Raw genomic sequence first — 23,807 nt, 5'->3', positions numbered from 1 at the left:
GGGTGCGAGCGATTGGAACGATGTTCCAGTCCTCGTTACCCAGCGAAAGGAACCCGCCATGACGACCCCGGTCACGATCATCGGCGCGGGCCTCGGCGGCCTCGCCCTCGCACGCGTCCTGCAGGTCCACGGCATCCCCGCGACCGTCTACGAGGCCGATCCCTCGGCCGCGTCCCGTACGCAGGGTGGCCAGCTCGACATCCACGAGGAAGACGGACAGCGCGCGCTCGCCGAAGCCGGTCTCCTCGACGAGTTCCGCGCGATCATCCACGCGGGCGCCGAGGCCGCGCGCGTGCTGGACGAGCGGGGCGCGGTGCTGCTCGACCTCCCGGACGACGGCACGGCCGCACGCCCCGAGGTGCTCCGCGGCGAGCTGCGGCAGATCCTGCTCGACTCACTGCCCGGGGGGACCATTCGATGGGGGCGCAAGCTCACCGGTGTCCGGCCGCTCGGTGGCGGCCGGCACGAGCTGAGCTTCGCCGACGGCTCGACCGTGACCAGCGACGTCCTCGTCGGTGCCGACGGCGCCTGGTCGCGCATCCGGCCGCTGCTGTCCGACGCCACACCCTCGTACACGGGCACGACGTTCGTCGAGACCTACCTGTACGACGTGGACCGGCGCCACCCCGCGACGGCCGAGGCGGTCGGCGAGGGCGCCATGTACGCGCTCACGCCGGGGAAGGGGATCGTGGCCCACCGCGAGGCGGGTGACACCATCCACACCTACGTCGAGCTGAACCGCTCCGCCGAGTGGATCGGCGCGCTCGACTTCGGCGACCCCGCCGCAGCGCGCGCCCGGGTCGCCGCGGAGTTCGAGAGCTGGGCGCCGCACCTCACCGCCCTGATCACCGAGGGCGAGACCGCTCCCGTCGCCCGCATGATCCACACCCTTCCGGACGGTCATCGCTGGGACCGGGTGCCCGGGGTGACCCTTCTCGGCGATGCCGCGCACCTGATGCGCCCCTCCGGTGACGGCGCCAACCTGGCGATGTTCGACGGCTCCGAGCTCGGCAGGGCCATCGCCGCCCGTCCCGGCGACATCGAGGCGGCGCTCACCGCGTACGAGGAGGCGCTGTTCGCGCGTACCGAGCCGTTCTACGACGACGCGCGCGAGATCCTCGACCTCTGCCTCGGCGACCGCGCGCCGTACAGCTTCATCGACTTCTTCAACGGCGCGGCCGAGCAGGGGTGAGACCGTCCCCGTCGGGCAGGGTCTTCAGGCGCCCGGGAGGAAGAGGCAGAACGGGTGGCCGTGGGGGTCGCGCAGGACACGTACGTCCTTCTGGGGCTGTAGCTCCTCCAGCGTCGCTCCCAGGGCGCAGGCTCGCTGGGTCTCCGCTTCCAGGTCGTCGACCTGGATGTCCAGGTGCGCCTGCATCTGCTGGGTTCCCGGGAGTTGGGGCCAGACCGGGGGTGTGTGGTCGGTTTCCAGCTGGAAGCTGAGGCCTGGGCGCTCCCCTTCCGGGGCCTTCAGCCTGACCCAATCGGGCTCCCGCTCGGCCTCCTCCCATCCCAGCATGGCGCGGTAGAAGTCGGCCAGGGCGGGCGGGTCGGGCGTGCCGAGAACGATGGCGCCAAGGATCGTCGTCATGTCCCCCACCTTGCCCCGACGCCTGCCGCCATGCATCCGCCGCACGGCCTGCCGGGCACTCGGGGCTGTGGGCGGGTGTGCTGACGTGCGGGTGCGTGTGTACCGGGTGTCGGGGTATCCGGGTATTCCTCCCGCCGCATCCTCAGTCAGCGTGGCCGTCCCGTGCCCGTTCATCCGTTTGCGGCCCGAAGCGACGGAGGACTCGGTACCGCATGACGTTGGCGCACGGCATATACATGGCAGCAGGTATCGGCATCCTGATGGCCGCTGTCCTTCCCCCGCTGGTTCGTCGGCGTCCCTTTTCCATGCCCATGGTGTTCCTCGTCGCGGGTGCGGCGATCGCCCTGCTGCCGCTGGACGTGCCCGTGGTGGACCCCGTGCGGGACCGCGTGTGGGTCGAGCATGTGACGGAGGTCTGCGTGATCGTTTCGCTGATGGGCGCGGGGCTGGCGATCGACCGGCCGTTCGGATGGCGTGCGTGGGCGGGAACCTGGCGCTTCCTGGGGCTGGCCCTGCCGCTGACCATCGCCGGGGTGGCGCTGCTGGGCACATGGCTCATGGGCTGGCCTCCGGCCGTGGCCCTGCTCCTGGCCGCCGCGCTCGCGCCGACCGATCCGGTGCTGGCGGCGGAGGTGCGGGTCGGGGAGCCGATCAGTGGTGAGGACGAGGAGGACGAGGAGGAGGTGCGCTTCACGCTGACCTCCGAGGCCGGTCTCAACGACGGGCTGGCGCTGCCGTTCGTCCTCGCCGCCGTCGCGCTGGCGACGACGGCGGGCGAGGGCTGGTCGGCGGACTGGATCGGCCACTGGCTGGTGGCCGATGTGCTGCTGCGGGCGACTGTCGGGCTGGTCGCGGGAGTGCTGGTGGGGCGCATGCTCGGCTGGTTGTTCTTCCGCTCCCGCCATGTTCGGCTCTCGCAGCAGATGGAGGGTTTCACCGCCCTCGGTGCCACCTTCACCGCCTACGGGCTGACCGAGCTGGCCCATGGATACGGATTCCTCGCCGTGTTCGTCACGGCGTGCACCATTCGGGCCGCCGAGCGCAACCACGGCTACCACCAAGTGCTGCACGGCTTCAGCGAACAGATCGAGCGTCTGCTGACCGCTGTTCTGCTGTTCCTCCTCGGTGGGTACCTGGTCGCGGACGGGCTGTCCGTCCTCAGTTGGCAGGGGGCGCTCCTCGGGGTCACCCTGATCCTTGTTATCCGTCCGGTCGCCGGTGTCGCCGCGCAGCTGGGCTTTCCGGCCGGGCGGCGCGAGCGGGCGGTCACGGCCCTGTTCGGCATCCGGGGTATCGGCTCGCTCTTCTACCTCGCGTACGCCCTCGGCAAGGGGCCGTTCACCCGGTACGCCGACGAGCTGTGGGCGGTCGCGGCGTTCACGGTCCTCGCCTCCGTGCTCCTGCACGGTGCGACGGCGACGCCCGTGATCCGGCGCCTGGACCAGCGGCGCTCCCGCGTCGCCCAGGGCCGGTCCGGCGGATCTTCGTGAAGCATCCCGCGGCGTCTGGGGCTCCCCGAAGTTCTCGGCTCCGCTCGAACAGGGGAGACCCCACTCCTCGGCGTGCACCCGGGCCTCCCTCGCGGACGTCACCCCCGAGCAGTTGACCGCCGCCGTGCGTACCGTCCGTACCGGTGACGCCCTCCTCGCGCCCGCCATCACGCGCCGCCTCCTCCAGGGGTTCAACCGGCGCGGCGGCGACGCCACCGCCCTCCACCGCGACCTCGCCGCGCTCGCCCCGCGCGAACGGGAAACGGATGAGGGCGCAGAAGAGACCGGCCCCTGATCGCGAGCCCATGGCCGGCCGGTGCGGCCGATGCGGCCGATGCGGCCGATGCGGCCGATGCGGCCGATGGGGGCGATGCCCGGAGCGACCGGGGTGAACGACCAGATCGGCACGCACCGTTGAGTATGCAACAGCCCTGCTCTACTCTCTCGTTCATCGAACAGCCGTCCTTGGCTGCGAGTGCACCACAGGAGCCCAGCCGTCCTGCGGGGCGGTCCCGAGGAGGGAGACCCGCCATGGTCAAGCACTACATCAAGTACGCCTTCAGCACGCTCACCGCGGCCATGTTCGCCAGCATGGTCTGACGGAACCGCCCGGCCTGGACCGGGAGTTCAATACCGGTCCAGGCGCAGGAGGCCTCTTTGTTCGGTACCGCGCTCAGCCAGCTCCGCTACGGTGCGGCGATACTGCGCAATCGCCCGATCCGCCCGTACGACCTGGAGCGCATCGCCCGGGATCTCGTCGCCACGATCGCGGAGTTCGGTGAACCGGGCGCGGACTCGGCTCTGCTGCCCGGCCGGGCGGGGGCCGTCGATCCGGCGGTACGGCGAACCGTCACCGAACGCAGTCTGCGGGCCACGGCACGGGCGGCCGCCCGGCACACCGCCTACTACCGCAGGACGTTCGACCGGCTGGGCCTCGATCCGGGCACACTCACGCCGGAGACCTGGGATCAGGTGCCGGTGACACCGAAGGCGGCCTTGCGCGGTCTGCCGGCGGCATTCGTCTCGGCCGTCTCCGCACCTGCGCTGATGGCGCTCACCACGGGGACGAGCGGCACACCCACCACCGTCTGGTACTCCCGGGCCGAGGTCGAGATCGCGGTCGCCATGAGCACCGTGTCCGCCGTGCTCGGGCTGGGCCTGCGCCCCCACCACACCCTTGCCTACGCGGGCTGCTCGCGGGCGACGCTCCCGTTGCTCAACGTGGAGGAGTCGGTGACCCGCATCGGGGCATCGTTCGTGCAGCTCGGGACCGTGGAGCCGGCGGTGGCGCTGGACCGGCTTGCCGCCCCGCTCGGGCTGCGCGGCAAGGCCCCGCAGATCACGCACCTGACCCTGTCCGCCTCCTACCTCGCGGCCCTGGTCGAAGAGGCGGAACGCGGCGGCTGGCAGGCTTCGGACTTCGGGCTCGTATACATCGGCGTGGGCGGCGAACCGCTCTCCGAACCGCTGAGGGAGCGGGCGGCGGCGGTCCTGGGGGCCGATACCTCCACCTCGTACATGATGACGGAGACCGTGCCGTCGGGCGGCACGCCGTGCGCCGAGGGGCATCTGCACCACACCACCGAGTTCGGGCATCTTGAAGTGCTCGACCCGGTGACCCACGCGCCGACTGCGCCGGGCGGTGTGGGGGTCATCGTGCAGACCCCGTACGTCCCCTACCGGGACTGCACCCTGCTGCTGCGGTACGCGACCGGGGACCTGGTGCGGCTGCCGGAGAGCTCGACCGGCTGCGAGCTGGCCCATCTGCCCGCAACCTCGCAGATACTCGGCCGCTGGTCGGGTCCGCTCAGCGTCGCGGTCCCCACCCGTTCGGTGCTGAACCTGCTTGAGTCGGAGCCGGACATCCCGCTGCCCGCGCGCTACGCCCTCGTCGAAACGCCCTCCGGTCCGCGCCTGCACGTCCTGGTCCGCCGGCTGCCCGCCGCGGGCCTGCTGAGCAGGCTGGAGGAGCGGGCCACCGCCTCGGGGCTCGCGCTTGGCGCGATCGTGCTGCACGACGAGCCGTCCTCGATGCCGCCGACCGGGCCGGTCCGGGCGGACCTGCGGGAGCGCACGTTCGAGTCGGCCCGCCCGGCCGCGGCCCGCATCGTGAGCCCGGCGTGAGCACGGCGGCCCTGGTGGGCCTGAACTGCTGCGTCGCCGTGATCACGCTGGCGGGCCTCGCCTACTTCGGCCGTGTCCGGATGCCGCGCCCGCCGGTGGGCCGGTACGAACTCGCGGACGTGGCCGTGGTGTTCGCGGTGGTGGTGGCCGCACCGCTGCTCTACCTGGAGCTGCCCCGGACGGCGGTGGCGGTCGTCTTCGGGCTGGTGCTCTGCGCGGCGCTCCAATTCACGCTGGCGCCGCTGACGGGCGGGGGCCGGGCGTGGGCGGTCGCGCTCGTCTCGGTCGCGGCCACCGCCGGGTGCGCGTTCGCGGACCGGTCGCTCGCCGTGGTAGTGCTCACCGATGTGCTGCTCGCGACGGCCGTAGTGGGCGTGGCGAACATGTGGGCGCAGAGCGGCATGCGGTCGGCGCACGCGGCCTGGTTCGCGGGGGCGTTGGCCTGCTACGACCTGGTGGCGACCGGGCTCACCTCCGTGATGGACCGGTTCGCCGCCCAGGTGATGGGGCTGCCCTTCGCCCCGTTGCTGGCTGTCACCCGGGGCGATCCGCCGGTGGCGCTGGGGCTGGGTGACCTGCTTCTGCTCGTGCTGTTCCCGCTGGTGGCGCTCAAGGCCTTCGGGCGGGCCGCCGGTCTGCTCGCGGCCGGCATCGGGGTGGCGGTGTCCGGCGCCGTCAGCCTGCTGTTCGCCCTGGGCGCGCTGACCGGGGCGTTTCCCCTCCTGACCGCGCTCGGTCCGCTGATCGTGGTCCAGCACGTGCTGTGGGTACGGTCCCGGGGCGCCGAGCGGACGGTCGCCGAGTGGCGTGCGAGCGCACCGCGCGCGGCAGCCGCCACCGCCCCGGCGGACCCGGACCCTGCGCTGCTCAGGGCCCTCGATCCGCCCGACGCGCAGGGGCTGCCCGCCGCCCTGCCCGAGGACGGCTGGCTCGCGGTCCTGGACGGCCGGGTCGTGGGCGGCGGGACCTCGCCCGGCCTCGCACGCCGGGACGCGGGGCGCCGGGGCTGCACGCCGGTGCCGTTGGCAGTCCCCGTGCGGCGCGCCTCGTCAGCGGATGAACACCCAGAGAAACAGCCTGGTCAGGACCAGCGCGTCGATCACCATGGCGGCCCGGAGCGAGAGGCCGGGCACGCCTCGCCGCAGAAGGCGGCTTCCGCACCGCGGTCCGTACCCGGCCGGGCCCGCGGACACGCACACGATGACGAGCAGCAGGGGCCGCTTGGCTCCTAGGTTTCCGGCGATGCCGAGGGCCGAGGATGCCAGGATCATCCGGGGGAGACCCAGCAGCCAGACCTTGCGTACTTCCGACGCGGTCCCGGTCGCCTGGGGCGGGGCGCGGTCGGCCTGGGAGGCGGTGGGAGGGGAGGGGTGCTCTCTCGCGGGGGCGCCTGCGGAGCGCCGGCCGGCACCCGTGGTTCCGGGTGCGGACGAAGCGCCTCGGCGACGAGCGCCGACAAGTCGGGGTCCGCGCGCAGGTCGTCGGCGAGCACGGAGGCCACGATGGCCGCTGAGCCCTCACCGGGGTGCTCGTGCAACCGGGTGAGGGCGGATACCCCCAGATCGCTTTGCCCCAGCCGGCCCCACACCAGTTCCCGTACGGCCGCCTTCCGCTCGGCCGTGGCCGGCTCGCCCCCCGTCGGCACCCGTACCGCCGCCGCGGCCAACTCCGAAGGCGCCACGCCCCGTTCCTCCCCCGCGGGTCCGTGATGCTGTGCGCGTATGCGGTCGGTGGGCCGATGCCCGGGCCGAGAGCGCTTCTCAGGCCGTGTCCAGCATCGCCGGGCCCCAGGGGGCCGGGCCCGAGCCTTCGGCCCAGGCGGTGAGCGAGGCCCCGTCCACGCACTGGATGCCGCAGGCCGCCGCGTACTCCAGGGCGGGCGCGGTGAACTCACTGGTCGTCACCACGGTGGCGAGCTGCGCTCCGTGGACTGTCCAGCAGGTGCCGCCGAAGCGCTGGAGGTCCTGGGAGCCCACCTTGTGCGCGGGCCCGTACTGCTTGCACTGCACGACGACGCGCCGGCCGTCCGGTGCGGTGGCGAGGACGTCGGCGCCGAGGTCGCCGGCGCCGCCGACGACCTCGACCTCGCGGCAGCCGTCGCGTTCGCACAGCGCGGCCACGGCCGCCTCGAAGCCGTCGGGGTCGAGCGCGCCGAAGTCGAACGCGGGCAAGTCGGAAGCCGGCTGCGGGAGTACGGCGGTGAGCCCGCCCCGTGCGTCGGAGAGAGGCGCGGGGCCTGCCGTTCCGTCCGCGGTGGATGGGGGCGCTTCGGCGGCGTCGTCGCTCCGGGGAGCGCCAGCGGCTTCCCCGGGGGACGGTGTCATCCCCTCGCGGGCGGCCCGGCGCAGCTCACGGGTGCGTGGCATCGCCCGGAACAGGATGTAGAGCACGGGGACGGCGAGCACGGCCAACAGTACGGCGGTGACCGGGTGGGCGCCGGCCCAGTGGGCGAAGCGCAGGAAGAGCAGGGCCGCGGCACAGATCAGGGCGCCGGCCAGGGCGAGGGTGAGCAGGGGGCTGCGCAGCGAACCCGTCGTGCGGGGACGGGGCGTGTCGCTTCTCGGTCTCCGTATCGGCACGGCGTCTCCCTCGGCATGTCACGAACGTCGTCCACCGCCGTGTGCCCCGAACCGCGCCGTCCATGATCAGCGCCGGGGCCGGTACGCGTGCCCCCTCACGGGCGGCCCCCGTCCCCGGTGCACACCCGTCGGTTCGAGCAGCCCGTCGTCCCCGGGCTGCCGGGCGGCCGCGCGGCCTGGAGTTCTCCGCAGTCGTAGGTGTAGAGCCAGGCCATGGCCTTCTCGTAGAAGATCCGTATGCCCAGCGGCATCATCAGGTCGCGCATCCGCCGGGCGAGCGGGCCGGCCGCCTTGCTGTCGCGGTTGCCCGACGCAGCCTTGGCCATCTTGGCGATCCGGCCCGAACGAGCGGTGTCGTATGCCGCGAGGGCGGCCGGCAGCGAGGGCTCCGTCGCCAGTGACCGGGCCAGGACGAGCGCGTCCTCCAGTGCCATCGACGCGCCCTGCCCGGCACCGACGGGGTGTACGGCGTCACCGAGGAGCACGACGCGGTCGTTGTGGCGGACCGGGACCGCGTCGAGCTTGTGGGTCAGGGTGGGGCGGTGCAGTTCGACGGTGGCGCCGATGATCGTGGACGGCATCCGGTCGTGCCGGTACAGGCCGGCGAGGTGGCTCAGCCATTCCTCGTCGGTGCGGCTGAGTCCCGGTTCCCCGGGGCTCGCGATCTGGGCGGACCACCAGACCCTGCCGTCCGGGGCGGCGAGGTGGAGGAAGGCGCCCGGGCGGGCGAAGGTCAGGTGGAAGACGCCGGGTTCGGTGTCCACGCCGTCGGACACGCCGGAGATGCTGTACGTGCCGGCGTACTCGGGTGCGGGCGCGTGCGGGTCGAGCAGCGACCGGGTGACCGAGCCGATGCCGTCCGCCCCGATGAGCAGGGACGCCTCCGCCGTGCGGCCGCTCGCGAAGACCGCTCGTACGCCCTCGTCCGTGGTGACGGCGTCCACCAGCCGTTCACCGGTGACGAGGTCCGCCCCGGCGGCCGCCGCCTGCGCGCGGAGCGTTTCGACCAGCGCGCCCCGCATCAGGGTCACACTGTGCAGCGTGTCGCCGCTGAGCCGTCCGCGTGGGACGTCTCCCAGCACCTTGCCGGAGCCGGCCCACATGCGCTGGTGCGGCACGTCGATCCCGGCCCGCCGCACCTGTTCCAGTACGCCGAGGGCGCGCAGCACCCGCAGCCCGTTGGACGCGAGGCTCAGGAACGAGCCGACCTGGCCCGCCGGTTCGGCGTACGCCTCGTAGACCGCGACCTCCACTCCGATCCGCCGCAGCGCGATGGCGCTCGCCATTCCGGCCACTCCCCCGCCGACGACGATCACGTTCACTTCCGCCCCCATGAATCCATATTCACTGAATCAATATTCACCGAATGCGGGTTCACTATGATGGAGCCCGGACCGCACGTCAAGCCCGAAGGAGCCCCCGTCAGATGGGCGTTCGCAAGGAGAAGGCCGCCGAGACCGAGACGGCGCTGAAGGAGGCGGCGCGCAGGCTCTTCGCCGAGCGCGGCTATCTCGACACGAAGATCACCGACATCACGCGGGAAGCGGGGCGCGCCACCGGCTCGTTCTACGCCCACTTCGCGGACAAGGAAGCCCTGCTCCAGTCCCTGATGCGGGACCTGAACGCGCACGTCGACTCGGAGATGGGCGCGGACGGCCACGCGGCCGACCACGATCTGACGGACCCCGAGCAGCTGCGCGCCCATCTGGCCGTCACCTGGGGGGTGATCCGCGACCACCTGCCCGTGATCGTGGCGCTGATGCAGACCGGCTTCGCCGGTCCGCCGAGCGAGGGCCGCGCCTGGGCGAGCCTGGCCGGGGACACCGGCGTCTTCCGTGAGCACCTGGCGTGGCTGCGCGAGCGGGGTCACCCGCTCCCGGGTGACCCCGCCATCGTCGCCGCCGCCATGGGGGCGATGGTCTCGATGCTCGGGTTCGCGGTGACGACCGCGGGGCCGGGGCGCCCGGAGGTCCCCGACGACGAGATCATCGACACGCTCACGCGCCTGCTGCTGCACGGCCTCGCCGGCCCCACGCCGACCCCGCGCTGAGCGGCCGTCACGGGGCCGGCCCCGGCGTCGCTCAGGTGCCGGAGGCCGTCTGGGAGAGCGGCTTGGCGATGTCCTCCAGGGAGCGCTGCTCGGCGTCGACCGCGAGGAAGGCCGCGACGATACCGGCCGCGCACATCAGCGCCGCGCCGATGGAGAAGGCGAGGGCCGTGTCGCCGGGGATGCCCGACTCGGTGAGGTCGGCGAAGATCAGCGGCCCGCTGATCCCGCCGACCGCGGTACCGACGGCGTAGAAGAAGGCGATGGCCATGGCCCGGGTCTCCATGGGGAAGACCTCGGAGACCGTCAGATACGCGCTGCTCGCGCCGGCCGAGGCGAAGAACAGGACGACGCACCAGCACGCGGTGAGGGTGTTGGCGGTCAGCGACCCCCGGTCGAAGAGCCAGGCCGTGATGAACAGCAGGATGCCCGGCAGGATGTAGGTGCCGGCGATCATGATGCGCCGGCCGATCGTGTCGAACAGCTTGCCGAGCACGAGCGGGCCGATGAAGTTGCCGCCCGCGATCACCGCGAAGTAGTAGCCGGTGTGGCCGCTCTGCACGTCGTAGAACTTCGTCAGGATCGCGCCGAAGCCGAAGGTGATCGCGTTGTAGAGGAAGGCCTGCCCGACGAAGAGGGAGAGACCGAGCACGGCGCGCTTGGGGTAGCTGCGGAAGACGGTCTTGGCGATGAGGCCGAAGCCGATGCTCTTGCGCTCGTGGATCGTGATCTCACCGGCCGGGGCCGGCAGCTTCTCGTGCTTCTCGTCCTCGATCTCCCGCTCGACGGACGCGACGAGCTTGTCCGCCTCCTCCCCGTGCCCGTGGATGAACTGCCACCGCGGGCTCTCCGGCACGTGCCGCCGTACGAGCAGGATCACGAAGCCGAGGACGACGCCGAGGGCGAAGGTGAGCCGCCAGCCGAGGTCCTTGGGGAAGAAGTCCGTGTTCAGCATGACGATCGACAGCAGCGCACCGCCGACCGCGCCCAGCCAGTAGCTGCCGTTGATGATGAGGTCGACCCGGCCCCGGTACTTCGAGGGGATCAGCTCGTCGATGGCCGAGTTGATGGCCGCGTACTCGCCGCCGATACCGAAGCCGGTGAGGAAGCGGAAGAGGAAGAACCACCACGCGCTGAAGGACAGACCGGTCATGGCGGTCGCGGCGAGGTACACCGCGAGCGTCACCATGAACAGCTTCTTGCGGCCGAACCGGTCGGTGAGCCACCCGAAGAACAGCGCACCCGAGCAGGCGCCCGCCACATACAGGGCGGCGGCGAGTCCGGTGACCTGGGCGGACGTGATGTCCAGGCCCGAGCCGTCCTCCGAGAGACGGCTCGCGATGTTGCCGACCGTCGTGACTTCCAGGCCGTCCAGAATCCACACCGTGCCGAGGCCGATGACGATCATCCAGTGCCAGCGCGACCACGGCAGCCGGTCCAGCCGGGCCGGTACGGCCGTCGTGATGGTGCCGAGCCCGGAATCGCCCGGCGCAGCCACCTCGTCACGCGGATCGCGGCCCTCTCTCCTGCCACCCCCTCCCCCGTCCGGGCGTTGCTCCCTGCCTCCAGGTCCCTCCGATGCGGCGGGGGTCGTCACGGCAGCTACCTCCTCGTCGGGCGGGCGCACACTGCGGGGCCGCAGAGCATCCAATATCCGCCAGTTGCCCCGGCGGCGCCCGCGCACACGCGGCCACTCGCCCACATGAGGTGCGCACACGGGGGCGTGACGGCCTGTCGGGTGAATCCCGGCCCGAATGCGGCCGACGGGGAATAGCGGGGGCCGGCCGCTGTTGAGCACGGCATGACTTCTGAGACACGTGAGACATTCGGACGGGTCGGCATCTGGAGCAGCGCGCTGCACCCGTCGAGGGCGGACGCCGCGGGGAAGGCGGCGATCGCGGACGCGGTCGCCGAACTCGAAACCCTGGGGTACGGGACGCTGTGGATCGGCGCCAGCCCCTCCCCCGACGACGCCGCCGCGATCGTCGACGCCACCCGGACGATCACCGTCGCCACCGGCATCCTGAGCATCTGGGACCACACCGCCGAGCAGGTGGCGGCGCGGGTCGCCGCGATCGAGGCCGACGCCCGGGGGCGCTTCGTCCTCGGCCTGGGCGTCAGCCACGGCCCGATGGTCCCCCAGTACGCGAAGCCGTACAGCGCGATGGTGGCCTACCTGGACGCCCTGGACGCCGCCGAGCCGTCCGTGGGGCCCGGTCACCGGGTGCTGGCGGCGCTCGGCCCGAAGATGCTGAAGCTCGCGGCGGGCAGGGCGCTGGGCGCCCACCCCTACCTCGTCACCGCCGCGCACACCGCGGAGGCACGCGAGGCCCTCGGACCCGACGCCCTGCTCGCCCCCGAGCTGTCCGTCGTACTCGACACCGATTCCGACCGCGCCCGCACCACGGCGCGCGCCATGCTGGCGATGTACCTCCAGCTGCCCAACTACACCGACAACCTGCTGCGCCTCGGTTTCACGGAGAGCGACTTCGACGGCGGCGGCAGCCCCCGTCTCCTGGACGCCCTCTTCGCGCTGGGCGACGCCGAACGGGTGAAGGCGCGGACGCGGGAGTACATCGACGCGGGCGCCGACCATGTCGCGCTCCAGGTGGTCACCGCCGAAGACGGCAAAACGGGGCTGCCGCTCGCCGAGTGGCGCGAACTCGCCGCCGCCTTCGGCGACGAGTTGTAGTCGGCAAGCGCCCGGTCCGCGCCGCCGCGGACCGGGCGCGCCGCCGCCCTTGCGGGGGCGCGAACGCGTGCCTACATCATGGACATGTTCGATGAACAGGTTCAGTCAATGCGTGCGGCGCAGAAGCAGCGGACCGCCACCCGCATCGTCGAGGCCGCCGCGCAGCTCTTCACGGAGCACGGCTTCCAGAGCACGACGGTGCGCCAGGTCGCTGCGCAAGCGGGGGTCTCCGTGGGCGCGGTGATGGCGGTCGGCGACAAGGAGTCCCTGCTGAGCCTGGTGTACGACCGGGCCATCGCCGACCGCATCCCTCCCCCGCCGGCACCGGCCGGGGCGGGGGCCGCCGCACCGTCGGCCGTCGAGTACCTGTCCCACTACTTCGACCCGTTCCTGGGCCTGTTCGCCGAGAACGACGACCTCGCGCGCGCCTACTTCCGGACGCTGGCCCGGGGCAAGGACGAGAACGCCGCCCTGGGCGCGCTGCGCACGCTCACCGAGGACAACCTCACCGCGGCGCTGGTGAACGCCGGTGCACCCGAGGCGCAGGCCCGGCTGGGTGCGCAGGTGATGTTCTCCAGCTACCTGGGTGAGCTGACGCTGCTCGCCGCGGGATCGACCGACCCCCAGCAGACGGCGGCGAGAATCGGGCGCACTGCCGCATTCGTCACCGCGCAGGAAGGGCTCTGACCGGTGTCGCTCTCCGAACTCCCGTCCCTCATATGGCCGGTGGTGGTTCTGCTCGTCATCCAGGCGGGCGACGCGGCGATGATGCTGCGTCCGCCGCGGTTCATCGTCGACTGCCTGGAGAGCGTGCGGCTGCCGCGCGACTGGTGGTGGGCGCTGACCACCGCCAAGGCCGCTTCGGTCGTGGGGCTCCTCGTCGGCCTGTGGGTGCCCGGTGTCGCCATGACGACGACGGCCGCGATCGTCGTCTACTTCCTCGCGGCGGCCGCCTCGCACATCCGCGCGCGAGCGCTGAGCAGCGCGTTCTGGGTGAACTGTCTCGGCATGCTGCTGCTCTCACTGGCCGTGCTCGTCGGGAGTTTCGTACGGCTGTGACACCGGGCCCGTCGCCTCGGTCTGTTTTCGGCCGGGGCGGCGGGCCCGGCGGGTCAGGTCGTGTAGTCGGCGTTGACGCGGATGTAGCCGGCGGACAAGTCGCAGCCGTAGACGGTGGCTTCGGCGGCGCCGAGGCCGAGTGTGACGACGATGTCGACCTCGTCCTGACGCATGATCTCCACGAGTCTGCCGAGGGTGTCCTCCTCGGGCTCCTCGGGGTACACCTCGATCTCGCCGAACCGCACTGTGACGTCGCCCGGCACGATGTCGGTGTCGTCGGTGTTCTTGCCGATGGCCATCAGCACCCGCCCCCAGTTGGGGTCCGCGCCGTGGACGGCGGTCTTGACCAACGGGGAGTTCACCACGCTCTTGGCGATGCGCTTGGCCTGTGCGTGGTCGCGGGCGCGGGCGACGGTGACGCGCAGGAGTTTGGTGGCCCCTTCGCCGTCGCCGGCCAGCTGGAGTGTGAGGTCCAGGCACAGGTCGGCGAGCGCATCGGCGAACAGGGCCGCGTCGACCGCTCCGGCCGCGCCGTTGGCGATGACCGCGACGGTGTCGGACGTGGAGGTGTCGGTGTCGACGCTCAGGCAGTTGAACGTACGGTCCACCGCCCCGCGCAGTGCGGCGTCCAGGTCTGCCGGTGACACCTCGGCGTCGGTGAAGACGTAGGCGAGCATCGTGGCCATGTCGGGCTCCAGCATGCCGACACCCTTGGCGACGCCCACGATGCGGGCCTGCCCGACGGTGCGGACCGCGACCTTCGGGCGGGTGTCGGTGGTCATCATCGCGCGGGCCACGTCCAGCGGACCGGCCGTGAACGCCGCGATGCCCCGCTCGGCCGTCCGGTCGAAGTGCGGGAGGATGGTGGCCATCGGCAGGGGGCGACCGATGACGCCGGTGGAGCCGATGAGCACCTCGCCCTCCGGGGCGCCCAGAATCCCGGCGACGCGGCGGACCACCTCGGCGGCGTTCCGTTCGCCCTGGCGCCCCGTGGCGACGTTGGCGTTCTGCGCCAGCGTCGTCACGGCACGCAGATTCCGCCCTGCGGCGTGCCTGCGGCTGAGGACCACGGCCGGACCGGCGAAGAGGCTCCGCGTGAACATCGCGGCGCTGGACGCCGGCCGGTCCGAGGCGACGATCGAGATGTCGTCACCGTGTTCGCGCAGTCCGCCGTGCCCCGTATACGCGAGGAAGCCCGTAGGCCAGGCCACGGTGTCGGCTCCTGGTTTCGATGCATGGTCATGCTTCATGTCGCATATATTTGCATCACGTAGGCTGGGCGTCCACCCCTTTCCGGGATACGCCCGGCCCATACCGGCCGGTCTCGACCTCGGGACGGTGACGCACACCCCACCGCACCCCGGCTTCAACTCACGAACGCCGCACACTCCATTGACATGGCCATGGCTTTATCGCTTTTATGGCGCCGGGTCGCCGACCATCCACCCCCACCCCCTCCGGGCAACCAGACTTCGCCACGGAGAGCCGGGGCGGCCGGCGCCCACCGAGACCCCCGTCCCCCATGCCACAGGCGGCACGGCGCACGGCGCAATGGGAGCGCTCCCATAATCGCCGGGACCGCGCCGCCGAGAGAGGAACCAGCAGCACTGTGCTTCGCCCTCTCCGCACCCTCCGCAGAGCCGCCAGAACCGCCGCCGTGACCCCGGCGGCCCTGCTCCTGCCCCTCGCCGGCGCCCAGGTGGCCTCGGCCGCCGAGGCCTCGTCCGGTTCCGGCTACTGGCACACCAGCGGCCGGCAGATCCTGGACGCGGACAACCAGCCGGTCCGCGTCGCCGGCATCAACTGGTTCGGCTTCGAGACCGCCAACTACGTGGCCCACGGCCTGTGGTCCCGCGACTACAAGAGCATGATCGACCAGATGCGGTCGCTGGGCTACAACACCATCCGGCTGCCCTCCAGCGACGACATCTTCGCGGGCACCGAAGCCGCGAGCATCAACTATTCCGGCGGGATGAACAGCGATCTGCAGGGCCTCGACTCGCTCGGCGTCATGGACCGGACCGTGGACCACGCGGGCAGCCTCGGCATGAAGGTCGTCCTCGACCGGCACCGACCGGACTCCGCCGGTCAGTCGCCCCTCTGGTACACCTCGGCCGTGCCCGAATCCACCTGGCTGGCCAACCTCAAGTCGCTGGCCGGCCGGTACGCGGGCAACGACGCGGTGATCGGCATCGACCTGCACAACGAGCCCCACGACCCCGCCTGCTGGGGGTGCGGCGACACGACGAAGGACTGGCGGCTGGCGGCCGAGCGCGGCGGTGACGCCGTCCTGTCGGCCAACCCCGACCTGCTGATCTTCGTCGAGGGTGTGCAGGCCTTCGACGGGGCGTCCGGCTGGTGGGGCGGCAACCTCATGGGCGCCGGCCGGCATCCGGTGGAGCTCAGCGTGGCGCACCGGGTGGTCTACTCGGCGCACGACTACGCGACGAGCGTCGCCCAGCAGCCATGGTTCACCGACGCCTCCTTCCCCGGCAACATGCCCGGCGTCTGGGACAAGTACTGGGGCTACCTCTTCAAGCAGAACATCGCCCCGGTCTGGATGGGCGAGTTCGGCACGACGCTCCAGTCCACCACCGACCAGAAGTGGCTGAAGGCGCTGGCCGACTACCTGCGGCCGACCGATCAGTACGGGGGCGACAGCTTCTCGTGGACCTTCTGGTCCTGGAACCCCAACTCCGGTGACACCGGAGGCGTCCTCAAGGACGACTGGACCTCGGTCGACACGGTGAAGGACGGCTACCTGGCGAGCATCAAGGCGCCCGACTTCGGCAACGGCGACGGCAGCGGCGGTGACGGTGGCGGTGGCGGTGACGGTGGCGAGGACACCCAGGCGCCCACCGCCCCGTCCGGCCTCACCGTCACCGCGACCACCGGCACGTCCGTCTCCCTCTCCTGGTCGGCCGCCTCCGACGACACCGGGGTCACCGGCTACGACGTCTACCGCGGCTCCACCAAGGTCGGCGCGGCCACCGGCACCACGTATACCGACACCGGTGTGTCCGCCGGGACGTCGTACACCTACACCGACCGGGCCCGTGACGCGACGGGCAACACCTCGCCGCGCTCCGCCTCCGTCACCGCCCTCACCACCGGCTCCGGTTCCGGCTCAAACAGCGGCTGCACGGCGGCCTACACCGTGAACGGCGACTGGGGCAGCGGCTTCGGGGTGGATGTGACCGTGACCAACACGGGCACATCGGCCGCCACATCGTGGAAGGTGACCTGGACCTGGGACGGCGGCCAGAAGGTCACGAACATGTGGAACGCCTCCTACACGCAGAGCGGGGGCGCCGTCACCGTCACGAACACCGACTACAACGGCAGCCTCGCGGCCGGCGCCCACACGAGCTTCGGCTTCCAGGGGGCGCCCGGCGCCGGCGGCGTACCGACCGTGAGCTGCACCCTGTCCTGACGGGAGTCACCCGCGTACGGCCCGGCTCGCGAAGGGAGCGTCGCAGCCCGCCCTCAGTGGCGGGCTACGTCTCATTCGGGACGTACACCTTCGGAAGCCGCCACCCACTGACGTAAGGTCCACGCCGGGGGGTGGCCGTGTTTCGTGTCAGCGTCGTGATAGTGAACCCCGGATCAGGATTCCGCGTCCTTCTTACCAGTCATGACCAGCGAATCCCGTCCAGACCCCCTCCGCTAGCATGATCGCACCCCGGCGACGCCCTCATCGCCCGCACAACCATGCCGTCCGGCATGAAAAGCGACCCACTCGACCAAAACCTAAGACATCGGCCAGAGAATTGATATCTATAGCATCGCGGGTGTTTTCGCGAATAAACCGCCGAATACCCTTCGCCGCGTGGCGCCAACCGCGAGCGATACTGTGGACGGCGGCGGCGGTGGTGACCCTCGCATTCCTCGTCGCGCTGGAGATCGCCGCACGCCACTACGGCCTGCCGGGGCCGGTCACCACTCAGGCCCAAGAAGCGATATTCGCCCCCAAATCGGGCTTTCTGCTGTACGCCAGCATGGGTTTGATGATGGTGGTCCTCACCTGGCGGCAACGGTTCATCGCGGTCGGTGTCGCGGCCGGCATCGACATCGTCATCGCGCTGGTGCGGTGGGTGGCCGACGCCCCCGTCACCGAAGGCCACCCCTTCGGCAACGGCGCGTTGTGGGTGATCGTGGGGGTCGCGGTCATCGCCGTCACCCGTCGCACGGGCCGGGAACGCATCCTGCTCCTGAAGGGCGTCGGGCTGGGGCTGCTTCTCGTGGCCGGCCGGAAGACCGGTGACACCTGGCTGCTCATCACCTCCAAGACCCGCCCCGATGTGCTCGACCAGTACATGGGGAACGCCGACCACGCGCTCGGCAACCCCTCCTGGGTGGCGGGGCGGCTCATCGAGGCGACCGGCCCGGTCGGCGCCCGTTTTCTCGACTACGTCTATACGCAGCTGGCCGTGGCCGCGGTCCTCGTCGCGCTGTACCAGCTGCGCAACGTGGCCACCGACCGCCGTTTCCCCGGCCACCACCTGGTGCGCACCTTCCTGGTCATCGGTCTTCTCGGTCCGGCCATTTACATGATCTTCCCGGTGGTCGGACCGATCTTCGCGTTCGGCGCGGACGGCGGGCACTGGGCGGTGGCCAACCTGTGGCCGGACACCCCGACGCCGATCGGGACTCCGCACCACATGCCGTTCGACGAGATCACCCCGCGCAATTGCATGCCCAGCCTGCACACCGCCTGGGCCACCGCGATCTTCATCCATTCCCGCAAGGGCCCGAAGTTCCTCCAGTACGCGGGCGCCTTCTGGCTGGTGGCCACGCTCGCCGCGACACTCGGTTTCGGCTACCACTACGGCGCGGACCTCGTCGCCGGTGTGGTGTTCACGCTCACGATCGAGACGGGTATGCGCGCGCTCGAACGCGGCTGGGACCGGTCGGGCATTCAGCTGGTCGCCTACGGCACCGCGGTGTTCGCGCTGCTGCTGGTGTCCTATCGCTATCTGTCTCTGGAGATGGCCCACTATCCGTGGGTGTTCGGACCGCTTCTCCTCGCGGCCATGGGCTCGGTGATTTACGGCTACGTACGGACCACCAAGCGGTGGGAGCCGAAGGCCGTGACCGTGCCGAAGCTGGAGCCCCAGCCCGAAATGGCCTGACCCTCCGCTCACGTCCCGCGCTCGCCGGGGCAGGAACCTCTCCTGCCCCGGCGAGCGCGTTGTTGTACATGCACGCGGAGCGCCAGGTCCGCAGTCCAAGCTGCGCACGTTAACCTGAGGATATGGACGAGGCCGCCCGCACCGCTCGGAACACCGCCGACGGAGTCTCGGAGTCGGCGGCGCGCGCGGCCCGCGAGGTGCGCGTGGTGTTCAGCCGGCTGAGGCGCCGGATGCGCGAGACGTACGACCCCGGCGACCTCACCCCGACCCAGACCTCCGTGCTGAGCCGGCTGGACAAGGACGGCGAGGCGTCGGTGAGCGATCTCGCGACCGCAGAGCGCGTCCGGCACCAATCGGTGGCCGCCACCGTCGCCGTGCTGGCCGAGCGCGGTCTCGTCGCCCGCCGCCCCGACCCCGGGGACGGCCGGCGGCAGCTGATCTTCGTCACCGGGCAGGGCCACGCCTTCCTGGAGGACCGCCGCCGCGCCGGCGAGGGCTGGCTCACACGTGCCCTGGAAGACGAGTGCACGGAGGAGGAACGGCATACGCTCCTCGCCGCGACGGCCCTGCTGGAACGGATCGTCCGGGCATGACCGGGGTACTGCGGCGCCTGCTCCCCGGCGGGGCGAAGAGACCGGCGGCCGGCTTCGACCGGCGGCTGCTGGCCCCGATGATGCTGGGCTCGGTGCTCAACCCCGTCAACTCGTCCATCATCTCCGTCTCGCTGGTGCCGATCGGCGCCGCCTTCGGCGCACCGCCCTCGCGGACGGCCTGGCTCATCTCCGCCCTCTATCTGGCCACCGCCATAGGGCAGCCCGTGGTGGGGCGGCTGATCGACCTCTTCGGCCCCCGCCGCCTGTTCCTGGCCGGGACCGCGCTGACCGGTGTCGCGGGCGTCGTCGGCATGTGCGCGCCCAACCTGGGCGTGCTCATCGCCGCCCGCGTGCTCCTCGGCCTCGGCACCTGCTCCGGCTATCCGGCCGCGATGTACCTCATCCGCAGCGAGGCCCGGCGCACCGGAATGGAGAGCCCGGCCGGTGTGCTCACCGCCCTCGCCGTCACCACCCAGACCATCGCCGTCATCGGGCCCAGCCTCGGTGGCCTGCTGATCGGTGTCGGCGGCTGGCGCGCGATCCTGGCCGTGAACATCCCGCTCGCGGTGGCCGGCCTGTATCTCGGGGCGCGCCGCCTCCCCGCCACGCCCGCCCAGCGCCGCGACGACGGCCACCACCCGGTGAGCGACCTGGACCTGCCGGGGATGGGCCTGTTCGCCTCGGCCCTCGTCTGTCTCCTGCTGTTCCTGATGGACCCCGGCGCCGGCACCCGGTACCTGCCCGTCCTGGCGGTCACCGCGGGCACCGGCTTCACCTGGCGCGAGCTGCGCGCCCGGCAGCCGTTCATCGACGTACGCGTACTCGGCAGCAACCTGCCGCTGGTCGCCACCTACGGCAGGGCGCTGCTGTGTTACGTCGTCACGTACGCCTTCCTGTACGGGTACACCCAGTGGACGGAGGAGGGGCGCGGGCTGACCGCTTCGCAGGCCGGTCTGGTGCAGCTGCCCCTGTTCAGCGTCGCGATCCTCGTGTCCACCCTCACCGGCCGACGTCAGGCCGTGCGCGGCAAGCTGCTGGCGGGTGCGGCGGGACAGATCGGCGCCTGTGCGCTGCTGTTCCTGCTGCATGCCGACAGCCCGGTATGGATGCTGCTGGCCGTCGTGGTCGTGCTCGGGGTGCCCCAGGGGTTGAACAGCCTCGCCCTGCAGAACTCCGTCTACCATCAGGCCGACCCCGAACGCATGGGTTCCTCGGCGGGGCTCCTGCGCACCTTCGGCTACCTCGGCGCGATCATCGCCTCCGCGGCCAATGCCGCGTTCTTCGGCCACCACATCGATACGGTGGGTCTGCACCACCTCGCCTGGTTCATGCTCGCCGTCAGCGTGCTGTTCCTGGCGGTGACCGTCGCCGACCGGTCCCTGCGGGCCGTCGGCTCCGCAGAGCCGGACCCTCGGCGCACCGGCCGGTGACGGGGCCGCCCGCCTCCCGTGCATCAGACCTCGGACAGGAGCCACCAGCCGTGACCGACCTGGACCCGTTCACCGACGCCCTCGACTATCCGATGTACGTCGTGACCGCCGAGGCGGCCGGTGAGCGGGCGGGCTGCCTGGTCGGCTTCGGTTCGCAGTGCTCGATGCGGCCGGCCCGGTTCCTGGTGTGGCTGTCGAAGCTGAACCGGACGTACCGGGTCGCGGCCCGTGCCGACCGGCTCGCCGTCCATCTGCTCCGCCGGGACCAGGACGACCTGGCCCAGCTCTTCGGCGGTGAGACCGGTGACCGTACCGACAAGTTCGCGCACATCCCCTGGCACCCCGGGCCGGGCGGGGCGCCGGTACTGGACGAGGCGCCCGCGTGGTTCGTCGGCCGCGTCGAGAACCGTGTCGACGGAGGAGACCACGTCGGTTTCCTGCTCGCCCCGGAAGAGGTGCGGCGCCCGGCGGACAAGGGCTTCCGGTTCCTGTCCCTGTCCGACGGGCTCGGCATTCGGCCGGGTCATCCGGTGGACTGACCGCGCGCCTGCCGTCAGGCGTCGTCCAGCCAGGCCAGCGCGGCGACGACCAGGGCCTCCACACCCGTGCTCAGCGTGGGCTCGATGACCGGGGCGAAGTGCGGGGAGTGGTTGCCCGGCAGGTCGTCCACGCGTCCTTGTGCGAGTGCGGCCATCGTCGGCTCCGCCTCCAGTCCGCCCCAGAACCAGAACACGGTCGGCACGCCGAGCGTGTCGCCGAACACGCCGACGTCCTCGCTCGCGCTCACCTGGGGCATCGGCAGCATCCGCTGCGCGCCGAAGTACGCGGAGAACGCCGCCACTGTCGTGCCGGTGGCTTCCGGGTCGCTGACGAGGGCCGGTGCGGAGCCGAACCAGGTGAGTTCCGGCGGCCGCACCGCGCCTGTGGCCTGGGCCTCGGCGGTCACGACACGTTCGATCGCGCCGCGGACCAGGTCGCGCACGGCCGGGGTGAACGCGCGGATGTTGATGCCCAGTTCGGCGGTGTCGGGGATGATGTTGTCCTTCGTACCGGCCTGCAGCCGCCCCACCGTCACCACAGCGGACTCGGCCGGTGGCACCTCGCGGGCGACGATGCCCTGGAGCCGGGTGACCACGTTGGCCGCCATCAGTACGGGGTCGACCGTCGCCTCCGGCCGGGAGCCGTGGCCGCCCCTGCCGTGGAGGGTGACGTGCAGGGAGTCGGCGGCCGCCATCAGCGGGCCGGAGCCGTAGCCGATGAATCCCGCGGGCAGGGGGCCCACGTGCTGGCCGAGTACGATGCCGGGTTTCGGGAAGCGCTCGAACAGCCCGTCCTCGACCATGTCGCGGGCGCCGGCGACCAGTTCCTCGGCCGGCTGGAACACCACCAGCAGGGTGCCCTTCCACTGGTCGCGGGAGCGGGCGAGCAGGGTGGCTGCGCCCGTCAGGCAGACGGCGTGCATGTCGTGCCCGCAGGCGTGCATCACCGGCACCTCGTGCCCCTCGCCGTCCGTGGCGCGGACCGTGCTGGCGTAGGGCAGGCCCGTCTTCTCCTCGACCGGGAGCGCGTCGAAATCCGCGCGGAGCATGACCACCGGGCCGTCCCCGTTGCGCAGAACGCCCACCACGCCGGTGCCACCGACCTGCTCGGCGACCTCGTCCAACCCCGCGTCCCTCAGCCGCCGGGCCAGCAGGGCCGCGGTGCGGGTCTCCTGGCGCGACAGTTCCGGATGCCGGTGCAGATCCCGGTAGAAGTCGGCGAGATCCTCCCGGAGGTCCGCCAGTCCCGCAGTCACCGTCTCGACCATGCCCCATGCCCTTCTACGTGCCGTTTCCCGCACCGTATCCTCCGCCCGTACGGGACGGACGGCGACACCGGGGGGGCCGGCGCCGGGCGTCCGAGAACGGTCCGCTCCTGCGCGTCTCGCGGGTAGCGGGCGGACTCGGCCACCGGGTAGCCGTCGTAGCTGGTCTTCGGGATCTCTCCGGGGGTGCTCAGCAGGTCGGCGCGGTTCAGCGCCTCGCCTTCCGGCCGTCAGGACGGGCCGTCAGAAGTCGCCCCGGGCGGTCCGCTCGGCCAGCTTCTGGAACTCGCCGAGGTCGTAGTTGGCCAGGACCGAGTCCAGGTTGGTGAGTGCGCCCAGGTACTCCACGAAGCCCTGGGGGTCGTATTCGATCTGGAGGGCCACCCGGCTCGACTCGTCGTCCAGCCGGTGGAAGGTGACGACCCCGGCGTGGTGGACGCCCTCCACGGTCTTCCAGGCGATCCGGTCCTCCGGAATCACCTCGGTGAGTTCGGCGACGAAGCTCTTGTCGGCGCCGGGCAGGGAGAGCTGCCACCCGAACCGGCGCGCGTCCAGGGGGTCGACCCGCTGGACGTGGCTCAGGAAGGTGGGCCAGCGCGCGACATCGCTCCACAGGGCCCAGCTGACGGCGACCGGGGCCTTGATATCGACGGTCTCGACGATCGAGGAGGACATGAAAGCTCCTTCTTGGTAGGGGTGCGGGGGTGGGGGGTTCGCGGAGGGGAGGCGGGTGCCCGGTGTGTCGTTACGCCGGTGTGGCCAGCGTGAAGGGGTGGCCGGCGGGGTCGGAGTAGAGCCGGGCGTCACGGACACCGCCGTTGTTCTTCGTGTCCAGGGGACGCGCGCCGAGACCGACCGCCTCGCGCTCCGCCTCGTCGATGTCCTCGCGCGCCACCAGGATGCGCAGGTGGGCCTGTTGGGAGTCGTCGGGCCTCGGCCAGCTCGGCGGGGCGTACCCGTGGTCCCTGCGGATGGCGAGGTGTACCCCGGCGCCCCCCACCACCTCGACGATGTCGGGCTCGTGTCCGACGCGGACCTCCGCGCCGAGCAACGCGGCGTAGAAGTCCGCCAGTTCCTTGGGCTCGGCGCAGTCCAGCACCAACAGGCCCGTTTTCGGCACCGCCATGACCAACCTCCTGTTCGCGGGTACTTGTTCCTCCGGACCTCGTTCCGCGTACCCTCGCCGCCCGGGGACACACCCGGGCGGCGCTGGTCGGAGCGACGCTCCGGCCGTGAGCCGGTGGGTGCGCGGGCATGCCTGGCGGC

Annotated in this window: 21 protein-coding genes and 1 pseudogene; 14 read left to right on the top strand and 8 right to left on the bottom strand. The window is 71.7% G+C overall.

Annotation, left to right across the window (positions count from 1 at the left end; genetic code table 11):
* Positions 1–58 precede the first annotated feature (58 nt).
* Positions 59–1,192: an NAD(P)/FAD-dependent oxidoreductase gene (locus E6P78_RS13630; RefSeq protein ID WP_136203831.1), complete on the top strand. Its 1,134-nt coding sequence runs from the start codon at positions 59–61 to the stop codon at positions 1,190–1,192.
* Between the two features lie 24 nt (positions 1,193–1,216).
* Here the strand turns inward: E6P78_RS13630 and E6P78_RS13625 are convergent, their stop codons facing one another.
* Entirely contained in the window at positions 1,217–1,591 is a 375-nt protein-coding gene (locus E6P78_RS13625) for a VOC family protein (RefSeq protein ID WP_136203830.1), read from the bottom strand.
* Between the two features lie 212 nt (positions 1,592–1,803).
* On the opposite strand from E6P78_RS13625, the gene E6P78_RS13620 reads away from it, so the two are divergent.
* The 4 genes and pseudogenes from E6P78_RS13620 to E6P78_RS13605 all read left to right on the top strand — a co-directional run bounded on the left by E6P78_RS13620 (position 1,804) and on the right by E6P78_RS13605 (position 6,437).
* Complete coding sequence (locus E6P78_RS13620; RefSeq protein WP_136203829.1) at positions 1,804–3,081, top strand: cation:proton antiporter; 1,278 nt, start codon at positions 1,804–1,806, stop codon at positions 3,079–3,081.
* Positions 3,082–3,169: 88 nt separating this feature from the next.
* Positions 3,170–3,343, top strand: a pseudogene (locus tag E6P78_RS13615) (DNA-binding response regulator); the annotation flags it as partial.
* 395 nt (positions 3,344–3,738) lie between these two features.
* A complete protein-coding gene (locus E6P78_RS13610; protein WP_136203828.1) occupies positions 3,739–5,205 on the top strand; it encodes a phenylacetate--CoA ligase family protein in 1,467 nt (488 codons plus the stop codon).
* The gene (locus tag E6P78_RS13605) at positions 5,202–6,437 is read left to right on the top strand and encodes a hypothetical protein (RefSeq protein ID WP_240799197.1); all 1,236 of its coding nucleotides are present in this window, start codon (positions 5,202–5,204) and stop codon (positions 6,435–6,437) included. Before E6P78_RS13610 ends, E6P78_RS13605 begins: the two co-directional genes overlap by 4 nt.
* A gap of 528 nt (positions 6,438–6,965) precedes the next feature.
* Here E6P78_RS13605 and E6P78_RS13600 read toward each other — a convergent pair.
* Together E6P78_RS13600 and E6P78_RS13595 are read right to left on the bottom strand one after the other, a co-directional pair.
* The gene (locus E6P78_RS13600) at positions 6,966–7,784 is read right to left on the bottom strand and encodes a restriction endonuclease (RefSeq protein WP_206307803.1); all 819 of its coding nucleotides are present in this window, start codon (positions 7,782–7,784) and stop codon (positions 6,966–6,968) included.
* Between the two features lie 95 nt (positions 7,785–7,879).
* Positions 7,880–9,118, bottom strand: coding sequence for an FAD-dependent monooxygenase (locus E6P78_RS13595; protein ID WP_240799195.1), 1,239 nt, complete (start codon positions 9,116–9,118; stop codon positions 7,880–7,882).
* Positions 9,119–9,210: 92 nt separating this feature from the next.
* Here E6P78_RS13595 and E6P78_RS13590 point away from each other — a divergent pair, with 92 nt between their 5' ends.
* Positions 9,211–9,834 (top strand): TetR/AcrR family transcriptional regulator, encoded by a 624-nt coding sequence (locus E6P78_RS13590; RefSeq protein ID WP_136203827.1) that lies wholly within the window; start codon positions 9,211–9,213, stop codon positions 9,832–9,834.
* A 31-nt stretch (positions 9,835–9,865) separates the two neighbouring features.
* On the opposite strand, the gene E6P78_RS13585 is transcribed toward E6P78_RS13590, so the two are convergent.
* Complete coding sequence (locus E6P78_RS13585; RefSeq protein ID WP_346765570.1) at positions 9,866–11,428, bottom strand: MFS transporter; 1,563 nt, start codon at positions 11,426–11,428, stop codon at positions 9,866–9,868.
* Positions 11,429–11,632: 204 nt separating this feature from the next.
* Here E6P78_RS13585 and E6P78_RS13580 point away from each other — a divergent pair, with 204 nt between their 5' ends.
* From E6P78_RS13580 to E6P78_RS13570, 3 genes are all read left to right on the top strand, one after another.
* Positions 11,633–12,523: an LLM class F420-dependent oxidoreductase gene (locus E6P78_RS13580; RefSeq protein WP_136203825.1), complete on the top strand. Its 891-nt coding sequence runs from the start codon at positions 11,633–11,635 to the stop codon at positions 12,521–12,523.
* 84 nt (positions 12,524–12,607) lie between these two features.
* Positions 12,608–13,210, top strand: a complete 603-nt coding sequence (locus E6P78_RS13575; RefSeq protein ID WP_136203824.1) for a TetR/AcrR family transcriptional regulator — start codon at positions 12,608–12,610, stop codon at positions 13,208–13,210.
* A 3-nt stretch (positions 13,211–13,213) separates the two neighbouring features.
* Positions 13,214–13,582, top strand: coding sequence for a DoxX family protein (locus E6P78_RS13570; RefSeq protein ID WP_136203823.1), 369 nt, complete (start codon positions 13,214–13,216; stop codon positions 13,580–13,582).
* 53 nt (positions 13,583–13,635) lie between these two features.
* On the opposite strand, the gene argJ is transcribed toward E6P78_RS13570, so the two are convergent.
* The gene (argJ, locus tag E6P78_RS13565) at positions 13,636–14,832 is read right to left on the bottom strand and encodes a bifunctional glutamate N-acetyltransferase/amino-acid acetyltransferase ArgJ (protein WP_206307801.1); all 1,197 of its coding nucleotides are present in this window, start codon (positions 14,830–14,832) and stop codon (positions 13,636–13,638) included.
* A 407-nt stretch (positions 14,833–15,239) separates the two neighbouring features.
* Here argJ and E6P78_RS13560 point away from each other — a divergent pair, with 407 nt between their 5' ends.
* The 5 genes from E6P78_RS13560 to E6P78_RS13540 all read left to right on the top strand — a co-directional run bounded on the left by E6P78_RS13560 (position 15,240) and on the right by E6P78_RS13540 (position 21,276).
* Positions 15,240–17,015 carry a cellulase family glycosylhydrolase gene (locus E6P78_RS13560; protein WP_240799194.1) on the top strand — a complete coding sequence of 592 codons (1,776 nt, stop codon included), beginning with the start codon at positions 15,240–15,242 and terminating at the stop codon, positions 17,013–17,015.
* Between the two features lie 436 nt (positions 17,016–17,451).
* Entirely contained in the window at positions 17,452–18,714 is a 1,263-nt protein-coding gene (locus E6P78_RS13555; protein ID WP_136203820.1) for a phosphatase PAP2 family protein, read from the top strand.
* Between the two features lie 122 nt (positions 18,715–18,836).
* Complete coding sequence (locus E6P78_RS13550; RefSeq protein ID WP_136203819.1) at positions 18,837–19,307, top strand: MarR family transcriptional regulator; 471 nt, start codon at positions 18,837–18,839, stop codon at positions 19,305–19,307.
* Positions 19,304–20,737 carry an MFS transporter gene (locus E6P78_RS13545; RefSeq protein ID WP_136203818.1) on the top strand — a complete coding sequence of 478 codons (1,434 nt, stop codon included), beginning with the start codon at positions 19,304–19,306 and terminating at the stop codon, positions 20,735–20,737. Before E6P78_RS13550 ends, E6P78_RS13545 begins: the two co-directional genes overlap by 4 nt.
* 50 nt (positions 20,738–20,787) lie before the next feature.
* Positions 20,788–21,276 carry a flavin reductase family protein gene (locus tag E6P78_RS13540; protein ID WP_240799192.1) on the top strand — a complete coding sequence of 163 codons (489 nt, stop codon included), beginning with the start codon at positions 20,788–20,790 and terminating at the stop codon, positions 21,274–21,276.
* A gap of 14 nt (positions 21,277–21,290) precedes the next feature.
* On the opposite strand, the gene E6P78_RS13535 is transcribed toward E6P78_RS13540, so the two are convergent.
* The 3 genes from E6P78_RS13535 to E6P78_RS13525 form a co-directional block, all read right to left on the bottom strand.
* Positions 21,291–22,544 (bottom strand): amidohydrolase, encoded by a 1,254-nt coding sequence (locus tag E6P78_RS13535; protein WP_136203817.1) that lies wholly within the window; start codon positions 22,542–22,544, stop codon positions 21,291–21,293.
* 240 nt (positions 22,545–22,784) lie between these two features.
* Complete coding sequence (locus E6P78_RS13530; RefSeq protein ID WP_136203816.1) at positions 22,785–23,216, bottom strand: SRPBCC family protein; 432 nt, start codon at positions 23,214–23,216, stop codon at positions 22,785–22,787.
* A 70-nt stretch (positions 23,217–23,286) separates the two neighbouring features.
* Complete coding sequence (locus E6P78_RS13525) at positions 23,287–23,667, bottom strand: VOC family protein (protein WP_136203815.1); 381 nt, start codon at positions 23,665–23,667, stop codon at positions 23,287–23,289.
* Positions 23,668–23,807 lie beyond the last annotated feature (140 nt).

The organism is Streptomyces sp. A0958 (genome assembly GCF_004795035.1).
In the GTDB taxonomy this organism is placed as follows: Bacteria; Actinomycetota; Actinomycetes; order Streptomycetales; family Streptomycetaceae; genus Streptomyces.
This window is presented reverse-complemented; position numbering and strand designations above follow the sequence as displayed.